The sequence below is a fragment of the Clostridium sp. UBA871 genome, assembly GCF_002295255.1.
Taxonomy (GTDB): Bacteria; Bacillota; Clostridia; order Clostridiales; family Clostridiaceae; genus Clostridium_J; species Clostridium_J sulfidigenes.
The window spans coordinates 202,041-227,443 of the sequence record NZ_DBFV01000011.1 but is presented as its reverse complement, the minus strand read 5'-3'; the positions used below and the strand labels follow the sequence as shown (position 1 = coordinate 227,443).

The following is a 25,403-nucleotide window of genomic DNA, read 5'->3' as shown; positions in this document are numbered from 1 at the left end:
TAGATATACTTTCAGGGTTTGTTTTTACTATCTTTCCATTTTCAGTGATAATAGCAGTTAGTATTTTCCCTGAAGGTATATATCCTTCTGGAGCTTTTGTTTCTTTTATTGCATACTCTCCATACTCCACATTTTTGAAATTTACTTTTCCATTTTCGTCACTTATAGCTATTGCTATAGGATTTGAATAGGAAGTGTCTGAAATCATATAGAGAGTAAACTCAGCTCCCTCAAGAGGGATATTATTTTCACCAGTTTTAAAGAATTCAATTTCACCTTTAATCTTTTCATCTTTATAATTATATGTTATATTCTTTTCATCTTTAGTATTTTTAAGTTGAAATTTATACAATTCACTACTTAATGTATATCCTGTTGGAGCAACCTTTTCTCTAACGTAATAGTCTATATCAAACTTCAATTTACTAAATACAATCTCTCCAGTTAAGTCTGTTGGTTCTGAAGTTTTTATAACATTTTCATACTTATCAAGAAGTTCAAATACAGCTCCTTCCAGTTTAATGTTTTCGTTATTTTTATCTACTTTTGCAACCTTAATGCTACCAGTTTCGCCAACTCCACCACCGCCAGCACCTTGGAATATAACATCAACATTTCCTGAAGAAGAAGTTCCCTCTATTCCTGTACCTTTAAAGGATATAGCGTTAGTAAATGGTGACTTACTTTTGTCCACTACATCAGTTCTAAAGGTTAAAATATATGCTTCTTCAGTTGGAGAAGGTAATATAAAGGTAAACTCTCTTGTTTCAGCATTATATTTTACATTGCTTTGATTTAAAACAACCTCTTCCCCTTTTTCAAGGTTTCCATCAGGTTTTAAAATCTGCTTATACAGTTTTATAGATGTGGTATCAAGTTCAAGTCCCTCTTGAAGGATATCTGTTAAAGCTGCATCCTTAATTAATATTTTGTTAGAGTTAATGGTTACATTCCAATCAATATAAGAATTACCTCTTTCATAGATAGCTTTTTTATCTATTAAAGTACTTTTTATAGTACCTTTTCCTGTACTTTCTACACCTCCAGGCACTAAATCAGTTATTAGCTTTGCAGTATTCTCAACCTGCTTTTCTCCATTAGTGTTAAATATAGAGGTATCTGTAATTTTAGTCTTAAAAGTTATTATTTGCTCATCTTTGATTTCACTAGGGAAATTATATCTTAAGGTTTTGGCAGTTTCATCATAAACATAATTTGATGGCTCTGCAAGAATTCCATTAATCAAAACAGAATTAGGGACAAACTCCTGCCCACCCTTAATATTATCTATTATATAAGCATTAGGAAGAATCATTTTATTTTTATTAACTACAATCTTCCAGGTAATTTCTCTTGTTATATAATCATAATCACTACTAGACTTATTTATAACTTCACTTTTTAAATACTGCCAATTAGAAGCATTAGATTCTTTAATATTGTCCCCTGTTAATCTAGCTTCATTGTAATAATTTTGATTATTGTAACTATATCCTTCCATATTTCCTGCATAAACCTTGGGATCTGTTACTTTTGTTCTAAAGGTTACTGTATAAGTTTCGTTAATATTACCATTAAAGGTATAAGTTAATGTTCCAGTTTTATTAGCATCACTCTCTGCTGCTTTCACATAGTTAAAGCTTCCTCCTGGAACCTCTTTATCTATAGTAGCAGAACCCTCTACATACTCTTTTCCTAATCTTATTTCATCAGTAACCACTGGATTTTTTATTGCTATCTTATTACTATTTATAGTAACCTTCCAAGTAATTTCTCCTGTAGCTGGATTATATCCTGCGCCTTGTTTAGAAATAATGCTAGTAGGTACTCCAACACCCTTTTCATCTGAAGCATCGCTTGGTACTCCATCACCAGTTAAAGTTGCTTTATTGTTATAGGTTTTCCCTGTATTGGAATTAAAAGCATCTCCATCAGTTACATCTGTTGAAAATTGGATTATATGTGGCTCATTAATAGCACTTGGGAAAGTATAGGTAAATTTTTGTCCAACTAAAGAGTAATTATCCTCAGTTTGGTTTCCATCCATCTTAACAGTACCATCTACAAAAGTTAACCCTTCTGGTATATCATCAGTAACTACAGCATTGGGAATATTTTGAGCATTCTTATTTATATAAATAGTCCAATTAATTCTCTTTGCCTCTACATCGTACTTTCCATCTTTTCTAATAAAGTCTGTATAAATAGCTACTGATGCCTCATTAGATTCTATAAAAGTTCCATCATGATTAAAGATTGCTTTATTCTTCTCATATACTGTAGCTCCCTCAGATTTAAAAACTTCTGGATTTACTACCTTAGTTTTAAAGGTAATTACTTGCTCTGTTTCTATTACACTTGGGAATTTATAAGTTAATCTATTATTGTTATAATCATAGTTATAATTTGCTGTATCTGCACTAACTCCATTTATAGTAACAGAACCAGGTATAAATTGTTGTCCCACTGAAATGTTGTCCACAATATCAGCATCATTAACCGTGACTCCTTCTGTATTCACAATTACTTTCCAAGTAATCTCATTTTTAGAAGGGTCATAACTTCCGTACTTTATAGCAGAAGCATCAGGAACTTCCGGTTGTTCAAAGTTTACGTTAATTATAACAGAAGAAGAATTTCCTCCAATTTCAAATGTAATAGGTACTGGACTAGGTCCTCCTATTTGGTCAGGATCAAATTGAGTATCAATAAAAAAGAATCCTGAAACATTGGAATTATTCTCTGCAAATTCATTAAACGTAATGGTAACATTACCATCAGTTTCTATTTTAACATTTGCAATTGTATCACCATTATCAAGAGTAATAGGGAAATTTAGTATACTTATTATTTGGATTTCCTTAGGTATTTTCAAAGTATAAGTATCACCATTTTTTACCGTCCCCTGATTTGGTATAGTAAACTTATAGGTTAGTTTTACCTCTTCATTTTTACTTATGGGATTTGATGACTCATTTATAGGATTCCCATCATTACCTGTTAATCTTACTTCAGTAATAAATGGGAAATCTCCTGTAATATCCATAGCACTAGCTTGCATTGTAGGAACAATATTTAAAACTTGACAAACTACAATAACTAAAGCCATAAAAATAGATAATCTCTTCTTTATCTTAGGTGCAGACATAAATTTCTTCTTTTTCATAATTCTCCTCCTTAATAATTTTTTTCAATAAAAAAAGACCGACCCTATACCAATCTTATATAAATATAAGATTGGTTATAAAGGTCGGTTGCACTACTTACTCCATATATACAAAGTGCCCAAATTAGTATATACTTCAATGTTTCCTTAAAACTATTAGTAAATTGTATTTAATATTTTATGGAACAAAATTAAATCAATCTATGCTTAAATATAAAAACAGATAGTTTCTTCTTTAGTTTGGATATGGATTTAAATTTCTTTTTTAATCTTCCTCCTTAATAATTTTTTGTAATAAAAAAAACGACCCCATACCAATCTTATATAAATATAAGATTGGTTATAAAGGTCGGTTGCACTACTAACTCCGTATATACAAAGTGCCCAAATTAGTATATACTTCAGTGTTTCCTTAAAACTATTAATAAATTGCATTAAATGGTTTGCAAATAGAGCTAATCAACTTAATATTTGTTATTATTTAATATATTTTACCACTTAAGTATAACTCTTTGTTTAGTATTTGTCTATACACTTTTAGGTTTTTATACTAATATTTTCTATATCCAAGTTTTAAACTTATATAACTAAAACCGACCCCATGCAATCTTATATAAATATAAGATTGCTTATAAAGGTCGGTTGCACTACTAACTCCATATATACAAAGTGCCCAAATTAGTATATACTTCAGAATTTCCGTAAAACTTATAATTAATTAATCTACTATTTTATAAGAGGATATTAGCACAAGTATATATAACAGTCAACAATTTAATTACATTAAATACATAATTATCTATAAATATGACTAAAAATAATATATGTATGTTTATTGTTTTAACCTACAATTTTATACATTAACAATATTATATTTTTACCTAAAAACAATAGGCATGAAACATTGATAACTCAAGCTTCACACCTATTTGAAATTTATAATATTATAATTAGGGGATAATTATAAGTATTAACTTTATTATTCTACTACTAAAGTAGCTTGCATTGTTTGACCCTTTCTTACGAATTCTATAGGAATACTATCTCCATCACTGTAGGCTTCTTTTTCCTTATTTAATTCTTCAACGGTCTTAACAGTTTTCTTACCTATTTTAGTAATTACATCTCCAGGTTGTAGTCCTCCCTTTTGTGCTATACTAAAATCTTCAATACTTTGAATATATATACCTACAGGTAAATTATATTGTTTTGATAAATCTTCAGTTATATTTCTAACTGCTATACCAAACTTTATTTTTTGTTTTACTAAGGCATCTAATTTTTCAGTGGCATCATTTATTGGAATTGCAAAACCTATTCCCTCTACTCCAGTAGAGCCTATCTTAGCTGTATTTATACCTATAACTTCACCTTGAGAATTTATTAATGGTCCTCCACTATTCCCTGGATTTATAGCAGTATCTGTTTGGATAAGGTTCATTTTCTCTCCACCTTCAGTTAAAGCTACTCCTCTATTAACAGCACTTATAATTCCTGTTGTTACAGAGCCTAGATATTCTTTTCCAAGTGGATTTCCTATGGCTATAACTTGTTCTCCTGCTTGAAGACTATCAGAATCTCCTAGTTCTACTTTACCTGGCATTTCAACATCATCAGTAATCTTAACAACTGCTAAATCTGCATCTTCCTGATAGTTTACAACCTTAGCACTTACTTCTTTACCTGTGCTAAAGATAACTTTAACTTGACTAGCATTTTTAACTACATGATAGTTTGTAAGTACATAACCATCATCTGAAAAAATAAATCCTGAGCCAATGCCTTCTTGTTCACCCATATCAAATCCAAATACATTAGTTGAAACTGAAGTGGTTGATACACCAACTACAGCTGGGGAAACCTTTGCTACTACTTCTGGTATATTCATACTGCTTATAGGATTAATATTTGTTGTTGTTCCACCGTTATTTGTTTTTGATTTAGCTTCCTTAATTGCTGATTGTATAGTGCCTCTCATAGCTCCATAAGTAACACCTGTACCAATTGCTCCTCCTAATATAGAACATATTAGAGCTATAGCTATATATGATTTAGCTGAACCTTTACCTTTATTCTTTTTATCTTTTTTCTTTTTTTCTTCTTCTTCTTGCCATGATGAAGCATTAACTTCATTCAATTTTAAGTCATCATTTGTTGTATATTCTACATCTTGAATCACAGTGTAGTTTATATTGTCACTAGTATTATTGTCATTATTATCTTTATTAATACCGGTGTTTTCATTTAAGTTATTATTGTTATTAATTTCATTATTATTTAATTCATTATTGTTTATATCTTTATCCATATTAAATCTTCCCCCTTATTAAAAGTTAAGTTGTTTACTATTCTTATCTATATATATTATTATCAACACTTATGTGTCAGTTAAGTGACTAAAATATGAATGAATTCTTAATTGTCCTTAAAGGATTAAAATTTAAAAATACCTATATGTAAATATAATATTCTAAAAAACTACTAAAGCCTTATAGCTTCAGTAGTTTCCTATGTGAACCCTAAATTAACTTAGAGGAAGAATAAATTCTTCCTCTAAGAAATATTAATATAATCTTTTCTTAGCATAATCTCCGTAATCATTACCATGATCACTCATGTCTACTTCATCTATAATGGAGTCAAAGTCAATTTCACTTTCGCTTTTTATATCTTCATTTAAATCATCAAAAGCAATTTCTTCACTAGTCTCCATATTGTAACTTCTTCGACTTTTTGTCTTTGCAGCTTCTATCTCAGCTTCTCTTACATTTTCCCAAACTGAATCAGACATAGGGGTTATGCTTCTAAAATCACCAAAATAGTTATGTGTATCTGGTGGATATATTGGTCTTGATTTATCATTACTCATATTATATCGCCCTCCTCAATCACTTTACTATAGTGTGTATTAAGGAGTTAATTTTTATGTATGAGTATTATAAATGTTAGAATTTTTTATTTTTCTGCATAAAGAGTTATTATCTTAACTATAGTTTCTACTGCCTTTTCCATAGAATCTACAGGAATGAACTCAAATTTTCCGTGGAAGTTATGTCCACCTGTAAATATGTTTGGTGTTGGAAGTCCCATGAAGGATAATCTTGCTCCATCAGTACCTCCTCTTATAGGAACTATAATTGGCTCGATAGCAAGAGCTTTCATTGCTTCAACAGCTGTGTCTACTACATGAATTACAGGTTCTACTTTTTCTTTCATGTTGTAGTATTGATCTTTTACTGAAATTTCTATAGTGCCTGCACCATATTTTTTATTAATAAGTTCTACTATTTCTTTAATTAAAGTTTTCTTTTCTTCAAAGGTATTTCTAAAGAAATCTCTTATGATATAAGACATAGTAGTCTTTTCTACAGTTCCTACCATATCACAAAGCATGAAGAAGCCTTCATATCCTTCTGTGTATTCTGGTCTTGCATTAACAGGTAATAATCCATTTAACTCCATAGCTATTTGCTGAGCATTTACCATTTTATTTTTAGCACTTCCTGGATGAACATTTCTTCCGTTAATAACTATTTCAACACCAGCAGCATTGAAGTTCTCATATTCGATTTCTCCAACAGCTCCCCCATCTACAGTGTAAGCAAAGTCTGCAGCAAATTTTTCTACATCAAAGTGATCTGCACCTTCTCCAATTTCTTCATCTGGAGTAAATCCAACTTTAATTGTACCATGTTTTATATCTGGATTTGCAATTAAATATTCCATAGCAGTAACAATTTCTGATATACCAGCTTTGTCGTCTGCTCCTAATAATGTAGTTCCATCTGTTGTGATAAGAGTTTTACCTATATAGTCGTTTAATTCAGGAAAATCTACTGGAGATAAAACTGTATTTGCATTTAATTTAATATCTCCACCTTCATAATTTACCATTTGAGGCTTAACATCTTTACCTGAATAATCTGGAGCAGTATCCATATGAGATATAAACCCAATAGTTGGTATTTTTTTATCTGTATTAGCAGGCAATGTAGCCATTACGTAATTGTTTTCATCAATAGTAACATCACTCATTCCGATTCTTTTTAATTCTTCAAATAAAACTTCACCTAAAACTCTTTGGCTAGCAGTACTTGGAGTTGTTCCCGTAGAATCACTTGATTGTGTATCATACTTAGCATATCCTAAAAATCTTTCTATAACTTTTGACATAATATCGCCGCCTTTTTTAAATTTTATAAATATTTCATATTGTTTATCATATTTATTTTGTCTCATAACCCTAGTATATAAAACTCTAATTTTTTTTACAAGTTAATAAATTGTATATATCTACTATTTATCAATTTTATTTGTTATAATAATCATGAACAAGTTATATCTATTCGATGCTAACATAATGTATTATATTGAATAATTTTAATTTAATACAATACATTCTAATTTATAAAAGACAAAATTTAGTTATAAGTAATTGGAGGGTAAGATAATATGTTAGATTTTAATAAAGCCTTAAGCTTTGAGGAGTATGTAGAAAAACAACATGCCAAATATGGAAATATCCAAGATAAAACCTATGCAGACACTGAACTTTCTAGTGATACTAAGGAAGAAATAAAAAAACTAGACAAGGTTGTTCATGCTGCAATATTTACAGAAGGTTTTTGCCCTGATTGTATCGTAACTATTCCTTTCGTACAAAAACTTTCAGAAGAAAACCAAAACTTAAAGGTTCATTTATTTCCTAGAACAGGCTACGAAGGTTTTCTTGAAGAAGCAGTAGGCTGCAAAAGTATTCCTGCAGTAATCACTTTTACTGAAGAAATGGATCCTAAGGGTGCCTATGTAGAAATGCCTAAGGAGTTATTTAGAAAACTTCCTGTAATCTCTAATGATGAGAGAAAAGTTCTTGTTGCAGAATATAGATCCGGAAAATACAATGATTTAATAGAAAAAGACCTTTTAGATATAATACTCTAATTTTGTGATACATTTTAAAACTCATTCCTATATTTATTCATATATGGATGAGTTTTTTGTATTAATATTATATATGTTAATTATTAATGGGGTGATATTATGGGTTATAAAACAGAAATAATAACAAAGGATAAAATAAAAACTTCTAATTGGAGTGGGGGAACTACTAATGAAATATATATTTATCCTAAAGACTCTAATTACAAAGATTTAAACTTTAAATGGAGAATTAGTTCTGCCACTGTAGAGTTAGAACACTCCACCTTCACTAATCTTCCAAAAGTTTATAGATATATAACAACTTTGGAGGGTTCCATGGATGTTTGTCACAATAAAGGTCCTCTAATTCACTTAGAACCTTTTGAAGTTCATGGATTTTCTGGAGATGTAAACACAGAAAGCTTTGGAACTGTTACAGACTTTAATTTAATGATAGGACCTGGATGTGATGGGGTAATGAATGCACTAACTTTAAGTGAAGGTTCTTTACTAAAGCTGAATTTAAACAAAAGGAAAAACAGATACTCTTATCATAATTATATATTTTTCTCACCTAATTCAGACCTAACCCTTACAATAGATGGGAACAATATATCTCTACCTAAAAATCACACCTTAATCATAGAAAGTTGTGAAAAGGATAGCCTTTCTTCTATAGAAATTGCCTCCTCACAACCTTGCAATATCATTAGTATAGAAGTAGGCTTTTAAAAGTTATTTATTCAAATCTATGGCTCTGTTGAAAATTACAGTGATAAAATATAAATCTAATTTTTATAAAGTATGGAGCATGTACTTTAATATAGGTACATGCTCCATATTTTTAGTCTCTACAGACTTGCTACTCCCATTTCTCTTGCTATTCTCATAACTTCCTCTGCTACTTTGCCTGACACTCTCTTGTCTAAGGCATTTGGGATTATGTTTTCTTCATTTAATTCTTCTTCTGGAATTAGGTTTGCTAAAGCTCTTGCTGCAGCTAACTTCATTTCATCGTTTATTTCTGTTGCTCTAACTGTAAGAGCTCCCTTAAATATACCAGGGAATACTAGAACATTATTAATTTGATTAGCAAAATCTGAACGGCCTGTTGCTATTACTCTAGCTCCCCCTAATTTAGCTTCATCTGGCATTATTTCTGGAGTTGGGTTAGCCATAGCAAAGATGATTGCATCCGAATTCATAGTTTTTACATCTTCTGAATTTATCATATTAGGTCCAGATACTCCTATAAACACATCAGCTCCTACTAAAACTTCTTTTAATGAACCTGATTCTTTATTTTTATTAGTAACCTTTGCTATTTGCTCATGAGACTCAAATAAACAGTTACCACCATCATAAATAGCACCCTTCCTATCACACATGATAATATTTTCTGCTCCCGCCTTTAAAAGCAATTTACAGATAGCAATTCCAGCAGAACCAGCGCCATTTATTATTATTTTAACATCTTTAATATTCTTCTTAGTTAACTTTAATGCATTATATAAACCTGATAATACAACTACTGCAGTTCCATGTTGGTCATCGTGGAATACAGGAATATTTAACTCTCTTTTTAAAGTTTCTTCTATATAAAAACATTCAGGAGCCTTTATATCTTCAAGGTTTATTCCTCCGAATACAGGACATATTAATTTTACAGTTTTTATTACTTCTTCTGGGTCTTCACTGTCAATACATATTGGGAAAGCATCTACTCCAGCAAATTCCTTAAATAATAATGCCTTTCCTTCCATTACTGGAATTGAAGCTTCTGCTCCTATATTTCCAAGTCCTAATACTGCTGTTCCATTTGATACTATAGCTACAGTATTAGATTTTATTGTATAATCATAAACCTTATCTCTATCCTTAGATATTTCAATGCAAGGCTCTGCAACTCCGGGAGTATACGCTATAGATAAGTCTTCTCTTGTATTAACAGGAATTTTACTTATAACCTCTAGTTTTCCCTTCTTCTCCTTGTGCATTTTTAAAGATTGTTCACCATATGACATAATTAAATCCTCCTAATTAAAATAATCTATTTTTTTGAAGATGCCTTATTTAAGTAATCACAATAAGGTGCTATAGGACATTCATGACACTTTGGCTTTCTAGCAGCACATATTTTTCTTCCATGCCAAATAATATAATGATGTGCATCACTCCACATGTTCTTTGGTATGTACTTCATAAGTTTTTCTTCAACAATTTCTACATTATCTCCAGGTGCAAAACCTGTTCTATTAGAAATTCTAAACACATGGGTATCTACAGCTATAGCAGGCACTCCAAAAGCATTAGATAAAACCACATTAGCCGTTTTCCTACCTACTCCTGGAAGGGCTATAAGTTCTTCCATAGTTCTTGGAACTTGACCATTATGTTTTTCTACAATGGATTTACATGCCCCTAATATATTTTTACTTTTATTTTTATAGAATCCACAACTATGAATCTTTTTACCTAATTCTTCTTCACTTAAAGTTAGTATAGCCTGTGGAGTATTATACTCCTTATATAATTCCTTTGTAACTATGTTAACTCGCTCATCTGTACATTGAGCAGAAAGTATAGTTGATACTAAAAGTTCAAAGGGTGTTCTAAAATCTAACCCGCAGGCAGCTCCTCTATAGGTCTCTTCTAATATTTCTAAAATTTTCTTTCGTTTTTCTTTATTCATAAAATCACCTCAATAAATTTCAATGATTGTAGTATTCCTAGTTAGTTCACTTCTATTATATCAGATTTTTATTATTTTACTTAATTAAATAAGAGTTTAATTAGTATGTATTTATTTATAAAAGAATAATATTATTTTATAAACAAATACTATAAAAAACTTAATACAATAAGGAGGATTATTAAATGGATAATGCAATGTTTTGTTATCAATGTGAACAAACTGTAGGGGGAAAGGGATGTACTAAGTTAGGTGTTTGCGGTAAAACCCCTGAAATATCAAATTTACAAGACTTATTAATTTATCAGTTAAAAGGAATTAGTTGTTATGCTAAAGATTTACTTGATAATGAGCAAGTTATAGATAAATCAGTTGTTAGTTTTGTAGAAAATGCTCTATTTACAACTTTAACTAATGTTAACTTTGATGCAGCAAGCCATTTGAATATGCTTAAAGAATCACAAAAAATTAAAGAAAACCTAAGAAGTAAGGCATCTACCGATAAGGCGTATCCTGATCAAGCAACCTATAATTTAAGCAAAACTAAAGAAGAAATGCTTAAGGATGCCGTTAAAGCTGGAATTATGTATGATGGAGATTTAGATGCTGATATACGTTCTTTAAGACAAACTATTGTTTATGGTCTAAAGGGAGTAAGTGCCTATGGACACCAAGCTAGATTTTTAGGTTACTATGATGACCAAGTTGATAACTTCTATTTTCTAGGATTAGAATGTACAACTAATGATAACTTATCTGTTGAAGAGTTAATTAGAATGACTATGAGAACTGGTGATATGAGTGTAGCTGTCATGAAAAAACTTGATGAAGCTAATACTGAAAGTTATAAAAATCCAACTCCTCATCTAGTTAATGTAAAAGTAGAAAAAGGACCTTTTATAATTGTATCTGGTCACGATTTAAAAGATTTAGAGATGCTATTAAAACAAACTGAAGGTATGGGAATAAATATATATACCCATGGTGAAATGCTTCCTGCTCATGGTTATCCTGAACTTAAAAAATACCCTCATCTAGTAGGAAACTATGGTAGTGCATGGCAAAACCAACAAACAGAATTTGATAACATTCCTGGCTGTATACTCATGACTACTAACTGTCTTATGAGACCTAGAGAAACCTATAAGGATAGAATATTTACAACTAACGTAGTTGGATGGGATGGAGTTAGACATGTCACTCTTAAAGAAGATGGAACAAAGGACTTCTCTGAAATCATAAATAAAGCTTTAGAATTAGGTGGATTTACTGCTTCTGAAGACAGAAAAGAAATTCTTGTAGGCTTTGGTCATAAGGCTACCTTAAGTAATGCTGGTAAAATTGTTGATGCAGTTAAAAAGGGTGAAGTGCGCCACTTCTTCTTAATAGGTGGTTGTGACGGTGCAAGACCTGGAAGAAACTACTATACAGATTTTGCAAAAATGGTTCCTGAGGATTGTATTATCCTTACTTTAGCTTGTGGAAAATATAGATTTAACAAACTTGAATTTGGTGAAGTAGCTGGATTACCAAGACTTCTTGATGTAGGTCAATGTAATGATGCTTATTCTGCAGTAAGAATTGCTACTGCTTTAGCGGATGCCTTTGAAACTGATGTGAATGGATTACCATTATCTATTGTACTATCTTGGTATGAGCAAAAGGCTGTAGCTGATTTACTAGCTTTATTGTCCTTAGGAGTTAAGAATATATTCCTAGGACCTTCTCTTCCTGCATTTATAAGTCCAAATGTACTTCAATACTTAGTGGACACTTTCCAATTAACTCCTATAAGTACACCAGAAGAGGACTTAAAAACTTGTCTTAAACAAAGAGTTAACTAATATATTAAATGGTAGCCCATAGGACTACCATTTATTTTTATATTTTTATATAGTTCACAAAAACTTACCCTTGTGCAATCAGCTTGTCTTTTTCAAGAATGTGACTTACTAACCACTGATTTACGAATTCTAATAAATCAAGAATATATTTATGTTGATTCTCATCAATTTTATTTAAATCTATTTCCTCTAATTTTTTTATAAAGTTATCATGATCTATTTTTTGAGTAAACATTTTTTTATAATTTATACTCTCCATATAGGCTTCTTCATCTCTAAAGTGAAGAGCAGCATACCCTTTTAATTCTTCAATTAAATTTACTATTCTATCATATTTATCAATAATGAACTCATTATTTAATAACTCATAAATTTTATCAGCTATTTCAAAAAGCATTTTATGTTCATTATCAATAATCTCTATTCCTGTTTTAAATTCTTCCTTCATTTCGTACATTTAAATTACCCTCCAACTTCTCTCAATAGTGCTAGTTAAATACGTTCAACATGAATTTTTTGAACTATTTCACTCTAGGACTACATAATACCATATAAGTCAATATTCTTCTATAACTTCAAGTAATAAAATGGTGTATAATCCCTTAACTTAAACTTTTATTACTTATTATTTATTTCCATTATTATCTTATCTTGAGCCTGAAGTATTTCATACAATTGAACACTTCCTAATTTTCTTCTCGCCTCTACAAAATCAATATCTGGAAATATATTTTGAATATAATAAATAACTCTTGGTGAAGCTCCTAATATAGCTTTACATAGAGTATCCATATCTAATTTACACAGAACTGTTTTCACTCTTTCCCTATCTATACTAATAATATCCTCAAAACTAAATAGTTTCATAGATATTTTGTTAAATAAATATATGTCATTTTCTTGTATTGTCATCATTAATCTAGATTTTTCAACATCTTCAAGATTCCTTAGTAATTCTATTATCTGTTCTTCAACACTTAAGAGTTCTTTGTATGTTTTTTCTAGATAGTAGGATATTTCCTTCCAAAGTTCTTCTGTTACTTGTCCATTCCTAATAATTTCTTCATAATATTTGGTCCTTAGTTCTACTGATAGCAATGACACAAAAAAAGTTAAATTCATAATAATTCCCCCATAAACCCCATTGGTATAAATAAATTTATAATTATATACTCGTACCACTTTCCTAAAAATGAAATAATAACCTGTATTTGTTTCAAATAATTAACAATTATTACTGAACTACTTTGTGTGTACAGACAAAAACCTACAATAGGAAATAAATTTAGTTCTCTTTTAAGTATTAAATAAAAATATGGCATAGTAGTTACATGATGACATTCATTCCTTTACAAATTTAAGTACCTTCATTATCATAACTCTTTTGAATTCAGCAAGGTCAAGTAGATTAGTTCTTATTAAATGAGGTATAATATATTTAAAAAATATAGGAGGCAATATGTTTTGGCACATTACGGGAATCTTCAAAAAATAAGGGATGGTAAAAGAAAATATGGTATAACACCTCATATTCCTGGAGGTTTTATAACTCCAGAAAACCTTGAAAAAATAGCTAAGGTAGCTAAGAAGTATAATGGAGTTATAAAAATAACATCTGGACAAAGAATCTTAATAACTAATTTAGAGGAAAATGATCTACCTCAAATATGGGATGAACTACATATGGAACCCGCTGTTAAAACTCAAAATTCCGTTAAAAATGTAGAGATGTGTCCAGCAGGATATTGTAAAAGATCAAAATTTAATACAATTGGTATAGGTATGAAATTATCTAAAAAATATCAATGGATGGATATGCCTTGTAGAACTAAAATAGGTGTAGCTGGATGCAGAAATGCTTGTGGAAGTGTTTATAGTAAAGATGTGGGTGTTATAGCAGATATTAATGGTAAACTCATGGTAACAGCAGGTGGTTCAGCTGGATATAACCCTAGGATTGCAGATATTATAGCTAATGATTTATCAGAAGAGGACACTTTAAATTTAGTAGATGCTATATTTGATTTTTATAAAGAAAATGCTCATGATGGAGAAAAATTAAGTTTTTTTATTGAAAGAATTTCAATAGAAAACTTTAAAAAAGAAGTTCTAAGTAGGTGTTAGAATTTTTTATGATTTTAGTAAATGATGAAGAAAAGATTAACCATGTATTATAAATAAGCTAATTAAAGGCAAATAACAGGAGTTTTTATTAACTCCTGTTATCTTTTCCCTTTATTATTTTTTCACTTCTTCTAGTTTACCCATGAATAGTATGGTTCCACTTTCTTCATCTTCTATAATAAATACAAAAGGTCTATCAGCTATAAACTCTTTAGGGTCATTAATTATTGGCATTGCAGTTTCCCTAACTTCAACTATAGTAACTGCAGCTGCTTCACTTCCCTTTTCATTTACTTCTATTTTCCCTTGATGTAAAACGCTACTAACATATATATTTTCCCTTATTTCACTAAGATTAGCTCTATCACTAAAAATATCCTTCATTCCTAGGGCCACTAGAGATCCTTTTAATTCTTTAGTTCCATATTCCATTTCAAACTTCGGAAAGCTTACATTAACAGCTTCCGGCTCTTTTCCAATGGATTTTTTTATAGAATTCCACTTATTCATATCTAAATTATTTATAAAATTATCTATACTTAAACCTTCCTTTGGTAGTACTGCATACATAGATACTTTTCCACTATCATAAGGCATTTTTATAATTTTAAAATCATCCTTTTCTCCATAAAAGGTTTTATCATCAGCCGCAACCTTCCTCATAAAGTCTATCTCTGTTTTATCTCCCTTTGAATTTGTAAACTCACCTATAGTATTATTGTTTGTATCAAAGGGTTCTTGCCATTGTCCCTTGAAATATATAGCATTAATTAAATACATAATAACATCACCATCAATAGGACCTTTTAGCATATCTTTAATCATGTTATTAGTAGATTTTTCAATCCAATTATTAATTTTATCCACAGATGAGGATTTAGAGAAGTCCAAGTTATCCACTTTTGCACCAAAGATATCCTTATTAATGTTTATAAATTCTTTATTTATATGCTGACCTTCTCTTATCCATATAGAGTTACTTAGATTTAGCTTTACATTTTCATCTACATTCTCCAAATAACTATGAAGAATTTTATAACTATTATTTATCTTATCATCATTCATTCCTTCATAGCCTAGTACCTTATTCATCTCTGCCTTTGTATTCTCTTTAGCTCCATTATAGGTCATAGTAAGTGCCATGGAAATGCTCAAAGGAGATATAAACACATTCTTATTATTTTCATCCTTTGAAATTTCTTTGAATATATTGAATGCAAATTTATTATTGCTCTCAACCACTTCTTTATCCACCTCTTTAGCTGAAATCTCTTCCTTATTTTTACTATAAAATTTCTCACATCCAATTAAAGAAGTAGCTATTATAGCTATAAGCATTAAAGAAATTATCTTTTTTAATTTCATAACCTCACCTCTAAATTTAGTTTCACTTTATATACGCTGTTAAAGTGTTATAGTGCTATTTTTTATATTATTATAAATCTAATAATCAATTGATTAAATTATTTTCTATTGTATAATGGACATGTAATGCCTTAATAATTACCTATATCTTGAAAGCATTTTACTAAATTTAAGTATAGGTATTACTAAATTATGATATAAAAAAATGTTAATGTAGAATAAAAATATTGAATTAATAAAGTGAGGTTTATATGACTAAGGATTTAACTAAAGGAAATGAAACCAAAGCTATAATAAGCTTTGCCATTCCCCTTATTATAGGAAATATATTTCAGCAATTATACAATATCGCCGACTCCATAATCGTTGGTAAATATATAGGAGCATCTGCTTTAGCGTCAGTTGGATCTTCTTTTACAATTATAGTATTTTTAACATCTATTATTCTGGGACTTTGTATGGGCGCATCCGTTGTATTTTCTCAATGCTTCGGAGCTAAAGATAATGCTAAATTAAAAAGTAGTATTTTTACTGCCTTTATCTTTATCGGCTTAATAACTATCATAATTAATTTATGTGCTATTTTCTTTACTGACAATATCTTAATTTTTATGAATACCCCACAGAGTTTATTTAATGATGCTAAACAGTATATAATTATAATCTTTTACGGTATAAGCTTTACCTTTATCTATAATTATTTTTGCTGTTTACTTCGTTCTGTTGGAAATTCCTTTATACCTCTTGTATTCTTAATAATAGCAGCCATAATTAATATAGTTCTTGATATTGTTTTTATAACTGTGTTTAATCTTGGTATTGCAGGGGCAGCTTATGCTACCATAATAGCTCAAGGCATCTCTGGAATTTTAACAGCCATATATTGTTTTATCAAACTACCTGAAATTAGATTTAAAAAATGCGACCTTAAAATAGATATAAAGATTTTAAAGTTAGTAGCAAATTATAGCCTTCTAACAAGTATCCAACAATCTATAATGAATTTCGGAATTTTATTAATTCAAGGCCTAGTAAACTCCTTTGGAGTATCAATAATGGCAGCCTTTGCAGCAGCTGTTAAAATAGATTCCTTTGCTTATATGCCTGTTCAAGATTTTGGTAATGCTTTTTCCACCTATATTGCCCAAAATAAAGGTGCCGGTGAAGCTTTAAGAATAAAAAAAGGAGTAAAATCTTCATTCAAGATTATTACCTTATTTTGCATTATAATATCAGCAATTGTAGTAATATTTTCAAAACAATTAATGACTATATTTATATCTCCATCAGAAGTTGAAATTATAGCTTACGGCTCTCAATATCTATGTATAGTAAGTGTATTTTACTTTCTCATTGGATATCTTTTCATGTTCTATGGTTTTTATAGAGGTATAGGTTCCACTAATATATCTATTTTTCTTACTATTATATCCTTAGGACTTCGTGTCGGAATTTCCTATTGGCTAGCTCCTACCTTTGGTATAACTGCAATTTGGTGGTCTATTCCTATAGGTTGGTTCATTGCAGATATAATTGGCATATCCTTTATAAAAAGGTTTATAAGGAATATAAATAAATAATAAAAACCTCTTACAGATTACTCCTTTAAGTATCTATAAGAGGTTTTTATATAATATTTTAAATTTATAAACTAATAGTAGTTTCTTTTTCTATAGATATATTTACTTTATCTGCTGCTTTAAATATTATAAGTCCAAAAATAAACATTACCACAATTCCTGCTACCCCAGCCTTAGAGTTTCCTGTTATATGGGTTGCTATACTCATAAGCATAGTTCCCATGAAAGCAGCCCCTTTGCCAAATATATCATATAGTCCAAAGTATTCACTAGATTTCTCCTTAGGAATAATTTTTGAGAAATAAGATCTTGATAATGCTTGAATTGCCCCTTGAAATACTGCAACACATACTGCAAGAATCCAGAATTCCCACGCTTTATCTAGCTGTAATGCGAATATGGTTATTGCTATATAACCCATAATTGAAGCTGCTATTAACTTATCACTTTTAAACTTTTTAGATAATCTTCCAAATAAAATAGCACAAGGAAAAGCAACTACTTGAGTTAAGAGTAATGCTAATAGTAAATTACTATCTGTAATTCCAACATCTTTTCCATAGGATGTGGACATGCTTATAATTGTATGAACTCCATCTATATAGAAGAAAAATGCAAGGAGGAATAAAAAAATCTTCTTGTTTTTTCTAATGTTTAAAAGAACCTTACCTAGCCTCTTAAAACTTTCTGCCACTGGCTTATTTCCTTTTTCAACATAATACTTTTGTTTATAGTTCTTTAGTAGGGGCATTGTTATTAGTAACCACCATAGAGCAGTTAATATAAAGGCTGTCCCCGTTGCCATGGCAGTTGTAAGTCCAATTTTATCTGCAAAAAGTACGAGAAGTAAACTTACTGTAAAAGGAATGCAACTTCCGATATACCCCCAAGCATATCCATGAGATGATATCTCATCCATTCTATCATCAGTAGTTATGTCGTTGAGCATGGCATCATAAAAAATAAGGCTTCCTGAAAAACCAACCTTTCCTATGACAAATATAGCTAGGAATACAATCCATGGTACTGGAAGAGCTAAAGCTGCACAACCTAGCACTCCAAACATCATGAATAATGAAAATAGTGGTTTTTTATAACCTTTAGTGTCCGCTACGGTTCCAAGTATAGGTCCAAGTATCGCTACAATAATTGTAGATAAGGATACAGCATAACCCCAGTAAGCTGTTGAATCTGCTGGTGAAATCCCTGATAAACTCGCAACATTTTTAAAGTAAATAGGAATTATAGTAGACACCAACATGGTGAAAGCTGAGTTTCCTACATCATATAGAATCCACTGCTTTTCTAACTTAGTAAATTTACTCATTTTACCCCTCCTATAGAAAATTTCTATTGAAGAATTCCCTCAGGTTGTCATTACTTTTTATAGCACTATAGTACTCTTCAACTCTATGTACTGCCTCATCTATAGCCTCTTCATAAAGCTTTAAAAGCCTTTTATTTATTTCTATACACTTTATATTTGGTTCTACATTAATTATCATACGGCTAAAGCCTTCTCCACCTTTAATTAAGCCTAATAAGCCTTTTATAATCTTTCTTTTCAAATTGTTTTCACATAATAGTAGTTTATTATAAAACCTTACAGACTTAAGGCATTTATATATTTCTTTTCCACTAACATTATCATAAATGCTAGCAATATGTGCTGCTATAACCTTATTAGGAATAATATGAGCTCCTGCACTATGCCTTTGTGGACTTAAATTATTTCTCCTCATTAATGCTCCATCTAACTCTGCTTCTATTTCAGCATGAGATATATTACTTTCCTTCATAGCTTCTGCAATAAAAGGATGACAACTACTATCAAGGACAAAGTGACATACAAATCCTAAAATATAAGAGAGACAAATCTCATCCTTACTTTCTTTAATATACTTTTTCGACCTTTCTAAAAATCCATAGGCCTTTTCATCATGTAATCTATGTCCATACTTAATTATTTCATTCTTAAATAAGGGCTTATAATAAAAAAGTATATCTGGACCATTAAGCCCTATATAATATGCTTCTTTATTTTGGGTTATAATATCTTTTATCCCATGGGGCAGTTTTTCTAAGACAGTATGTCCAAAACTATAGTGAGTATAACTTGCGGGCATATAAATCCACCTTTCAAATTCATTAAATATTCTGACTTCTGTTATAATTATATATTTCTTATGTTTTAAGTGAGTTATATTAAGGTAAAATTCTTGTAAATCCTTATACTATTAATATTCCTAATTTAATTATAAAAGCACCAACTAATTAAAGCTAGTGCTTTTATAATTTATTCCACTATGAACTGCCAATTACCCTCTTGATGAACTAAAATATTATTTACATCTATATATATTTTTCTTAAAAATCTTTCTGTAATACTTAAATCTTCATTATCTAGGTATACCTCACCTTGCTGATTTTCCATATCACCCATGGCACCACCAGTTCTAAAATTTTCTCTTACCATAAATATTGTTCTACTTTCATCATAATTATTACTAAAATAAAAGTGTATAGTATACTCTCCACCTTTATTTGTGATAGAAGCAGCTTTAATACTATCTTGAAGCCCTTTAAGTTTAAGGTCTTCATTTATTTCAGAAGTTTCACCCTTCTTAGGAATTTTTATAGCTAATTTACCTCCTTCTTTTAAAACATAATTTATATCTATATCCTTTATTTTTATATCTAATTTGCCTTTGTAAGGATCTAATATTTTAAAAGCTCTCCCAGTTCCATCATTAGCATTTTCTATAGATAGTAAAGTACCTTCTTCATCCCTAACTTCAACTTTTCCAATGGCATCTAAACTAATGGTGTAATCTTCACGCTGCTGATAATCTATATTGCTCCATATTTTAAAATATCTTTCTCCCTCTTCATAATAACTAGTTGCCCCTAAAAGAACTTCTTTATCTATGGCATTTCCACCAATTTCATCATAACTATTTTTAAAATCTACCTTTTTTAAATTAAACTCACCTATATCTTTATCCTTATAGTGCAACTTAAAATCTGTTATTAAACCCTCACCCTGCTGAAAAGCAAATCCTGCATACCCTCCACTTGCAAAGCTAGTTAATCCTACATTATACATATTTCCATCACTAGTCTTTAATTTTAAGTTGTTTATTATTTCTCTTTGATTCCCAATGTCTTCAGCTTCTGCATCCTGGTTAAACCACATTTCAACATATATATTCTCACCATCATTTGTAATACTTTTTACTAATGCAGAACTATCATCAATATTAATTCTTACTGGTTCTTCTAGCATATATAGCTCTTTATCTACTTGCTGTTTTATAATGCCTTGGGAAGGAGTAAATATTAGTTTTTCAGCTATCTGCGCAATGACTTCCTTGCCTAAAGGTGACATGCCTATTAATAGGGCTAATATAGCAACCACTGCAGCCACTTTATACTTCTTCATAGACTTTTGCATTTTCCCGTTTTTCTCCTTCAAGGATTTCTTCAATCTCTGTTTTTCAACTTCATCCATAGGAATTTCTTCAAACTCACTTATATCAAAATCAATCTCATTAAATTTATCATATATATCCTTATTATCCATAACTATACCCCCTCCCTAGCTTCCTTATAGTACTCTCTTCTTATCCTTTCTCTGCCTCTACTAATTCTAGTATTTATATTACTTACAGAAAGCTTTAATGCTTCACTAATGCTTTTACTCTTCTCTCCAAGTAAAAATTTCATTATAAATATAGTTTTATCTGGTTCCTCCATACTTTCTATAATACTTACTAACCTGCTATTTTCTATATCATCAAGATAATGATCTTCTGCACTTTTACCATCAGTGATGGCTTCATCCATAAGCTGGTTATTTTCTTTTTTACCATACTTTCTGTAGTAATCAATTGCTTTAAATTTTGTGATAGCCCCTATCCAACTTTTAAACTTAGAACTATCCCCAGTAAACTTATACCCATTAACCCAAATTGCCATAAATACATCTGACATACATTCCTCAATTAAACCTTTATCCTCTACAGAACATAAGGTTTTAGATATAATTCCTTTTACTAAGGGCCCATATATATCAATGATATAATCAAGAGCTTTAGGATTTTTTCTTTTTAATTCTGCAATAAAATTGTCTTTATCCACCCTCATTAAATCTCCTCCAAATTTCCTTCTTCACCCTATATATCGAAAGCAATATAGCTTTTCTTACAAAATTATAAAATTAAATATAAAAAGTGTCTTAAAATATACTATACTTTAGTTTTTACTAAAATATAATCCAATATTTTAAGACACTCTTAAATTAAACATTATTTAATTATTTACTTCTCTAATTACTTACTTATCTAATCTACAGAATCTATTTCCTCTAATGGTTTAAAGAAACTTTTATCCCTTTTACAAACAGGACATCTCCAGTCTTCTTTTAATTCTGCAAAAGATACCTCTTCTTGGCTTTCATCATACAAGTAGCCACATACACTACATTTATAAATTTTCATATCAATTCCTCCTCAATATAAAATTATATTAATAAACTCCTTATGTTAGTTAAATTACCAACTCAGGATTATTAATCTCTTACCCTTTGATGTAGCTTTAGTCATCCTATTTAAATTGTAAATCTCCTTAAAGTCCCATGAACAAAACAACTATTTAACTAGTTATATATATTCCTAGTTGTAAAGTTTTATATTTTTATATTTACATAGTTATATACTTGCCTTTTCAAGATTCTATGGCTCTACCTGTATAAAAGTATTTCCCCCAGAGGACTCCAACTTATTAAGTGTACCATTATTATTAATTGACGTCATAGGGTAATATTTATATTTAAATCCATAGGTGTCTTGAACCTCAACTAACACATCTAACATATCTCCATTTTTTAATTTATATTTCTCTTTGATAGTTCCAGTATAATTACTAACTTCACTTGAAGATTCATTACTTTTTTCTAATTTAATTTCATCTATAACTTCCTCATTTATTCTTATCTTACATGAAGCTTCTTCTACAGAATTTCCTTTTATAGAACTTGGATAAATGACACTTTCAATCCGTCCATCAATTATAACTTCATCACCCTTTGTTTCATATTTCCCTTTAAAAGGTTGAGGCATAATTTGAAGTTGATACTCCATTTGATCTATATATTCATCTTCCCATGTTTCTTTTTTCACTTCTTCTCCATAGTCTAAAGTAAATCCAAATTTAACAGTACTCCTTATGGGAACTGCTATCTTTGCACTATAGTTTAAAGCTTTATCTAATTTACCTTCAACACTCTTACTATCTCCATCGCTACAGTCATAGTTAAAATAAAACTTTAATCCTTCTTTATATACCTTAGGAGTTCCTTTAAGATTAATACTAATGGTTTTGTTTTCTGCATCTAGCCCTTCTACTGAGTAACTAAAGTCACTTAAAATACTCCCTTGCTTTTTTAGGGTTTCTCCTACGGTGGTATTAATGCTACTTAAGGATGTCCTCATATCATTATACTGATTATAAATATCACCTCGTAAGCTATCTAGGTCTTGTCTAAGAGAATTAACTTTTAACAAACCCCACAGATTAAGCAATATCAAAACTATAAATCCTATAATAACTCTTCTTTTTACCTTTTTATTTTTCTCTAATAATTTATTATCTTCCACTTCAATCCCCTTTCATAACTATATTCTTATCCATCTATCTTCTAATGCTTTATTAACCATATCTTCATCACATAAATATTCTCTTAATATATCTCTTATGTATCTATCATCATATTTATGATTAGAATTATTCTTTAAATCTTTATATCCAGAACCTCTATGAAGATAATCAGAGCTACTTACCCTGTAAACTTTATCTTCCTTAAGGGGTTGTCCATTTATAATAACTTCTAGTACTTCTCTTTCCCTATATTTAATCTTTACATTTCTAGAAAAATGAAGTCTTCCTACATATTTTCCTCTAAAACCTGGTCCCCTACCATCAGCTAAAACTATGTCCCCATCTAAACTTTCCTTAATAGCTTCTAATATATATTTACCTTCAATTTCAAAGTATGTAGGATTTAATGGAGATGGCTCTATTTGTAATAGCTTAAGATTAGTTACTGCACCTTTTTTTATTCCTCCATTTAATACTCCACTATTTATGAAAGCAAAATCACAATTATAAACTTTAGATAGTCCATCTGCTAATAAGTTAGTAATAGGATTTTCTTCTATTACATCATGCCATAAATTTTCTTTAACTTCATATAGTGGTATAGAAAGATTATTTAAAGCTATCTCTTTATTCTTCTTTAATACTTTAATTATACCTTTATCCATATCTAAGCCTTCTATATTTATATTTTCGCCTTTTACTAAACTTACTTTATTATCTTTTATAGATAGTTTCAATACTCCCAAGTGTTCTCCAAACTGTCCTGAGGTATTGATTATGGTATTATTTATGATCTTAGGTTCATCCATAAGGATATGAAAATGTCCTCCTATTATTACATCTACCTCTGAAATTTTTGTTGCAATCTCTTCATCCTTATCCATACCTAAATGGGATAGAACTATACATATATCATATTTACCCTTATTATTATTTATCTCCTTATTTATTCCCTGAAGATAATCTAAAATATCTAATCCACAGCTTGTACTAAACTCATTTAAATTTGGAGAAGCACCTATAATTAATATCCTTAATCCTGCTTTATTAATTATTATACTTTTGCTTAGCCCTTCTATTTCCCCACCATTGAGTTTTCTTATATGACAACTCAAAAAAGGTATCCTTCCATCAGAGGTTAATCCTTCTAAAGTATGAATTCCATCAAAGGTCTCATTATTTCCAATGGAAATAGCATCATATTCAGCTTCCTGAAGTAAATCTATTGCAACCTTCCCCTTAGTTCCATTAACTTCTACTCTTTTAAAATCTGCTAGATCTCCTGCATCTAATACAATTGTATCATCATTTTTTAACTCATTAATTTTTGTAGTTATTCTTGCTAAATTTTCAAAATTGCTATGTATATCGTTAGTATGTAATATTTGTAATTCCATAATACATCTCCTTTGTATATGTTAATAAATCGTTATAAAATTTACATAAAAATATTTTTAGCTAAATCAACGAACATTATATATATCCATATATATAAATATTTTACAACATACCATGGAATATTTATATAAAAACTTCGTTGAAATTGAAATTTATTTTCACAAATATTACATATATAACATAACATACTATTAGGTAGAAATTAATTCAAGGAGAAAACAAATGAGCAATTATAGTAATTACTCACATAGAAAAATGGAATACGCTTGTGCTTTTGTATTACCTCAAGCATATGAAAATTTATTTTTAGTTAAAGATGCTCTATCAAAGGGCACAATATTTAAGGATTTATATAAACCTTACAACGAGAAGAAAAACTCAAGATGGGAATAGAGGGGTGAGATATTATGTATGATCAAGAATTATTAAATAATATAAGAAAACTTCAATTTTATTGCATAGATTTAAATCTATATCTAGATAACTTCCCTGATAACGAGGAAGCTACTAAGGATCTACAAGCCGTATCTCATAAGCTCGGAATATTAGTACGTCAATATGAAGAAAAATATGGCCCACTTACTAATTTCGGCTCAGCCTCTGTTGAAAGTCCAATGTGTTGGACTTCATTACCATGGCCTTGGGAAAATTATTAA

General features: G+C 29.8%; 23 protein-coding genes and 3 riboswitches. Of the genes, 7 read left to right on the top strand and 16 right to left on the bottom strand.

Annotated features, from left to right (window positions below):
• The 4 genes from B3086_RS14230 to pepT all read right to left on the bottom strand — a co-directional run.
• On the bottom strand, positions 1-3,166 hold a 3,166-nt coding region (locus tag B3086_RS14230; protein WP_346893680.1), incomplete at its 3' end, for a collagen binding domain-containing protein.
• 73 nt (positions 3,167-3,239) lie between these two features.
• A riboswitch (cyclic di-GMP riboswitch) is annotated at positions 3,240-3,321 on the bottom strand.
• 183 nt (positions 3,322-3,504) lie between these two features.
• Positions 3,505-3,586: riboswitch (cyclic di-GMP riboswitch) on the bottom strand.
• 207 nt (positions 3,587-3,793) lie between these two features.
• A riboswitch (cyclic di-GMP riboswitch) is annotated at positions 3,794-3,876 on the bottom strand.
• Positions 3,877-4,145: 269 nt separating this feature from the next.
• The gene (locus B3086_RS14225) at positions 4,146-5,474 is read right to left on the bottom strand and encodes a S1C family serine protease (protein WP_346877633.1); all 1,329 of its coding nucleotides are present in this window, start codon (positions 5,472-5,474) and stop codon (positions 4,146-4,148) included.
• A 255-nt stretch (positions 5,475-5,729) separates the two neighbouring features.
• A complete protein-coding gene (locus tag B3086_RS14220) occupies positions 5,730-6,035 on the bottom strand; it encodes a hypothetical protein (RefSeq protein ID WP_346847087.1) in 306 nt (101 codons plus the stop codon).
• A gap of 86 nt (positions 6,036-6,121) precedes the next feature.
• The gene (gene pepT / locus B3086_RS14215; protein WP_346894096.1) at positions 6,122-7,339 is read right to left on the bottom strand and encodes a peptidase T; all 1,218 of its coding nucleotides are present in this window, start codon (positions 7,337-7,339) and stop codon (positions 6,122-6,124) included.
• A 279-nt stretch (positions 7,340-7,618) separates the two neighbouring features.
• Here pepT and B3086_RS14210 point away from each other — a divergent pair, with 279 nt between their 5' ends.
• Both B3086_RS14210 and B3086_RS14205 read left to right on the top strand, forming a co-directional pair.
• Complete coding sequence (locus B3086_RS14210) at positions 7,619-8,107, top strand: thioredoxin family protein (protein WP_346877632.1); 489 nt, start codon at positions 7,619-7,621, stop codon at positions 8,105-8,107.
• Between the two features lie 99 nt (positions 8,108-8,206).
• Entirely contained in the window at positions 8,207-8,818 is a 612-nt protein-coding gene (locus tag B3086_RS14205; RefSeq protein ID WP_346878078.1) for a HutD family protein, read from the top strand.
• A gap of 119 nt (positions 8,819-8,937) precedes the next feature.
• Here the strand turns inward: B3086_RS14205 and B3086_RS14200 are convergent, their stop codons facing one another.
• Both B3086_RS14200 and nth read right to left on the bottom strand, forming a co-directional pair.
• Entirely contained in the window at positions 8,938-10,110 is a 1,173-nt protein-coding gene (locus B3086_RS14200) for an NAD(P)-dependent malic enzyme (protein ID WP_346878077.1), read from the bottom strand.
• A 26-nt stretch (positions 10,111-10,136) separates the two neighbouring features.
• Positions 10,137-10,778 (bottom strand): endonuclease III, encoded by a 642-nt coding sequence (nth, locus tag B3086_RS14195; RefSeq protein WP_346878076.1) that lies wholly within the window; start codon positions 10,776-10,778, stop codon positions 10,137-10,139.
• A 185-nt stretch (positions 10,779-10,963) separates the two neighbouring features.
• Between nth and hcp the strand changes: the two genes are divergently transcribed.
• A complete protein-coding gene (gene hcp / locus B3086_RS14190; RefSeq protein ID WP_346877629.1) occupies positions 10,964-12,622 on the top strand; it encodes a hydroxylamine reductase in 1,659 nt (552 codons plus the stop codon).
• 64 nt (positions 12,623-12,686) lie between these two features.
• Here the strand turns inward: hcp and B3086_RS14185 are convergent, their stop codons facing one another.
• Positions 12,687-13,079: a bacteriohemerythrin gene (locus tag B3086_RS14185; protein WP_346847080.1), complete on the bottom strand. Its 393-nt coding sequence runs from the start codon at positions 13,077-13,079 to the stop codon at positions 12,687-12,689.
• Positions 13,080-13,240: 161 nt separating this feature from the next.
• Positions 13,241-13,744 (bottom strand): FliG C-terminal domain-containing protein, encoded by a 504-nt coding sequence (locus B3086_RS14180; RefSeq protein ID WP_346847079.1) that lies wholly within the window; start codon positions 13,742-13,744, stop codon positions 13,241-13,243.
• 342 nt (positions 13,745-14,086) lie between these two features.
• Between B3086_RS14180 and B3086_RS14175 the strand changes: the two genes are divergently transcribed.
• On the top strand, positions 14,087-14,746 hold the full coding sequence (locus B3086_RS14175; protein ID WP_414632293.1) for an NAD(P)/FAD-dependent oxidoreductase: 660 nt from the start codon (positions 14,087-14,089) through the stop codon (positions 14,744-14,746).
• A 114-nt stretch (positions 14,747-14,860) separates the two neighbouring features.
• On the opposite strand, the gene B3086_RS14170 is transcribed toward B3086_RS14175, so the two are convergent.
• Positions 14,861-16,111 carry a serpin family protein gene (locus B3086_RS14170; RefSeq protein WP_346893678.1) on the bottom strand — a complete coding sequence of 417 codons (1,251 nt, stop codon included), beginning with the start codon at positions 16,109-16,111 and terminating at the stop codon, positions 14,861-14,863.
• A 251-nt stretch (positions 16,112-16,362) separates the two neighbouring features.
• Between B3086_RS14170 and B3086_RS14165 the strand changes: the two genes are divergently transcribed.
• The gene (locus B3086_RS14165) at positions 16,363-17,691 is read left to right on the top strand and encodes an MATE family efflux transporter (protein ID WP_346847076.1); all 1,329 of its coding nucleotides are present in this window, start codon (positions 16,363-16,365) and stop codon (positions 17,689-17,691) included.
• Between the two features lie 64 nt (positions 17,692-17,755).
• On the opposite strand, the gene B3086_RS14160 is transcribed toward B3086_RS14165, so the two are convergent.
• The 7 genes from B3086_RS14160 to B3086_RS14130 form a co-directional block, all read right to left on the bottom strand.
• Entirely contained in the window at positions 17,756-19,018 is a 1,263-nt protein-coding gene (locus tag B3086_RS14160; protein ID WP_346893676.1) for an MFS transporter, read from the bottom strand.
• Between the two features lie 10 nt (positions 19,019-19,028).
• Positions 19,029-19,817: a zinc dependent phospholipase C family protein gene (locus B3086_RS14155; protein ID WP_346893674.1), complete on the bottom strand. Its 789-nt coding sequence runs from the start codon at positions 19,815-19,817 to the stop codon at positions 19,029-19,031.
• A 170-nt stretch (positions 19,818-19,987) separates the two neighbouring features.
• Entirely contained in the window at positions 19,988-21,274 is a 1,287-nt protein-coding gene (locus B3086_RS14150) for a hypothetical protein (protein ID WP_346847073.1), read from the bottom strand.
• 2 nt (positions 21,275-21,276) lie between these two features.
• Positions 21,277-21,837: a sigma-70 family RNA polymerase sigma factor gene (locus B3086_RS14145; protein WP_346847072.1), complete on the bottom strand. Its 561-nt coding sequence runs from the start codon at positions 21,835-21,837 to the stop codon at positions 21,277-21,279.
• A 197-nt stretch (positions 21,838-22,034) separates the two neighbouring features.
• Positions 22,035-22,190 (bottom strand): rubredoxin, encoded by a 156-nt coding sequence (locus B3086_RS14140; protein WP_346893672.1) that lies wholly within the window; start codon positions 22,188-22,190, stop codon positions 22,035-22,037.
• A gap of 234 nt (positions 22,191-22,424) precedes the next feature.
• Positions 22,425-23,348 (bottom strand): hypothetical protein, encoded by a 924-nt coding sequence (locus B3086_RS14135; RefSeq protein ID WP_346877620.1) that lies wholly within the window; start codon positions 23,346-23,348, stop codon positions 22,425-22,427.
• Positions 23,349-23,366: 18 nt separating this feature from the next.
• Positions 23,367-24,746: a bifunctional metallophosphatase/5'-nucleotidase gene (locus B3086_RS14130; RefSeq protein ID WP_346877619.1), complete on the bottom strand. Its 1,380-nt coding sequence runs from the start codon at positions 24,744-24,746 to the stop codon at positions 23,367-23,369.
• 223 nt (positions 24,747-24,969) lie between these two features.
• Here B3086_RS14130 and B3086_RS14125 point away from each other — a divergent pair, with 223 nt between their 5' ends.
• Both B3086_RS14125 and B3086_RS14120 read left to right on the top strand, forming a co-directional pair.
• On the top strand, positions 24,970-25,140 hold the full coding sequence (locus tag B3086_RS14125) for a spore coat associated protein CotJA (RefSeq protein WP_150844121.1): 171 nt from the start codon (positions 24,970-24,972) through the stop codon (positions 25,138-25,140).
• Between the two features lie 14 nt (positions 25,141-25,154).
• Positions 25,155-25,403 (top strand): spore coat protein CotJB, encoded by a 249-nt coding sequence (locus B3086_RS14120; protein WP_035129619.1) that lies wholly within the window; start codon positions 25,155-25,157, stop codon positions 25,401-25,403.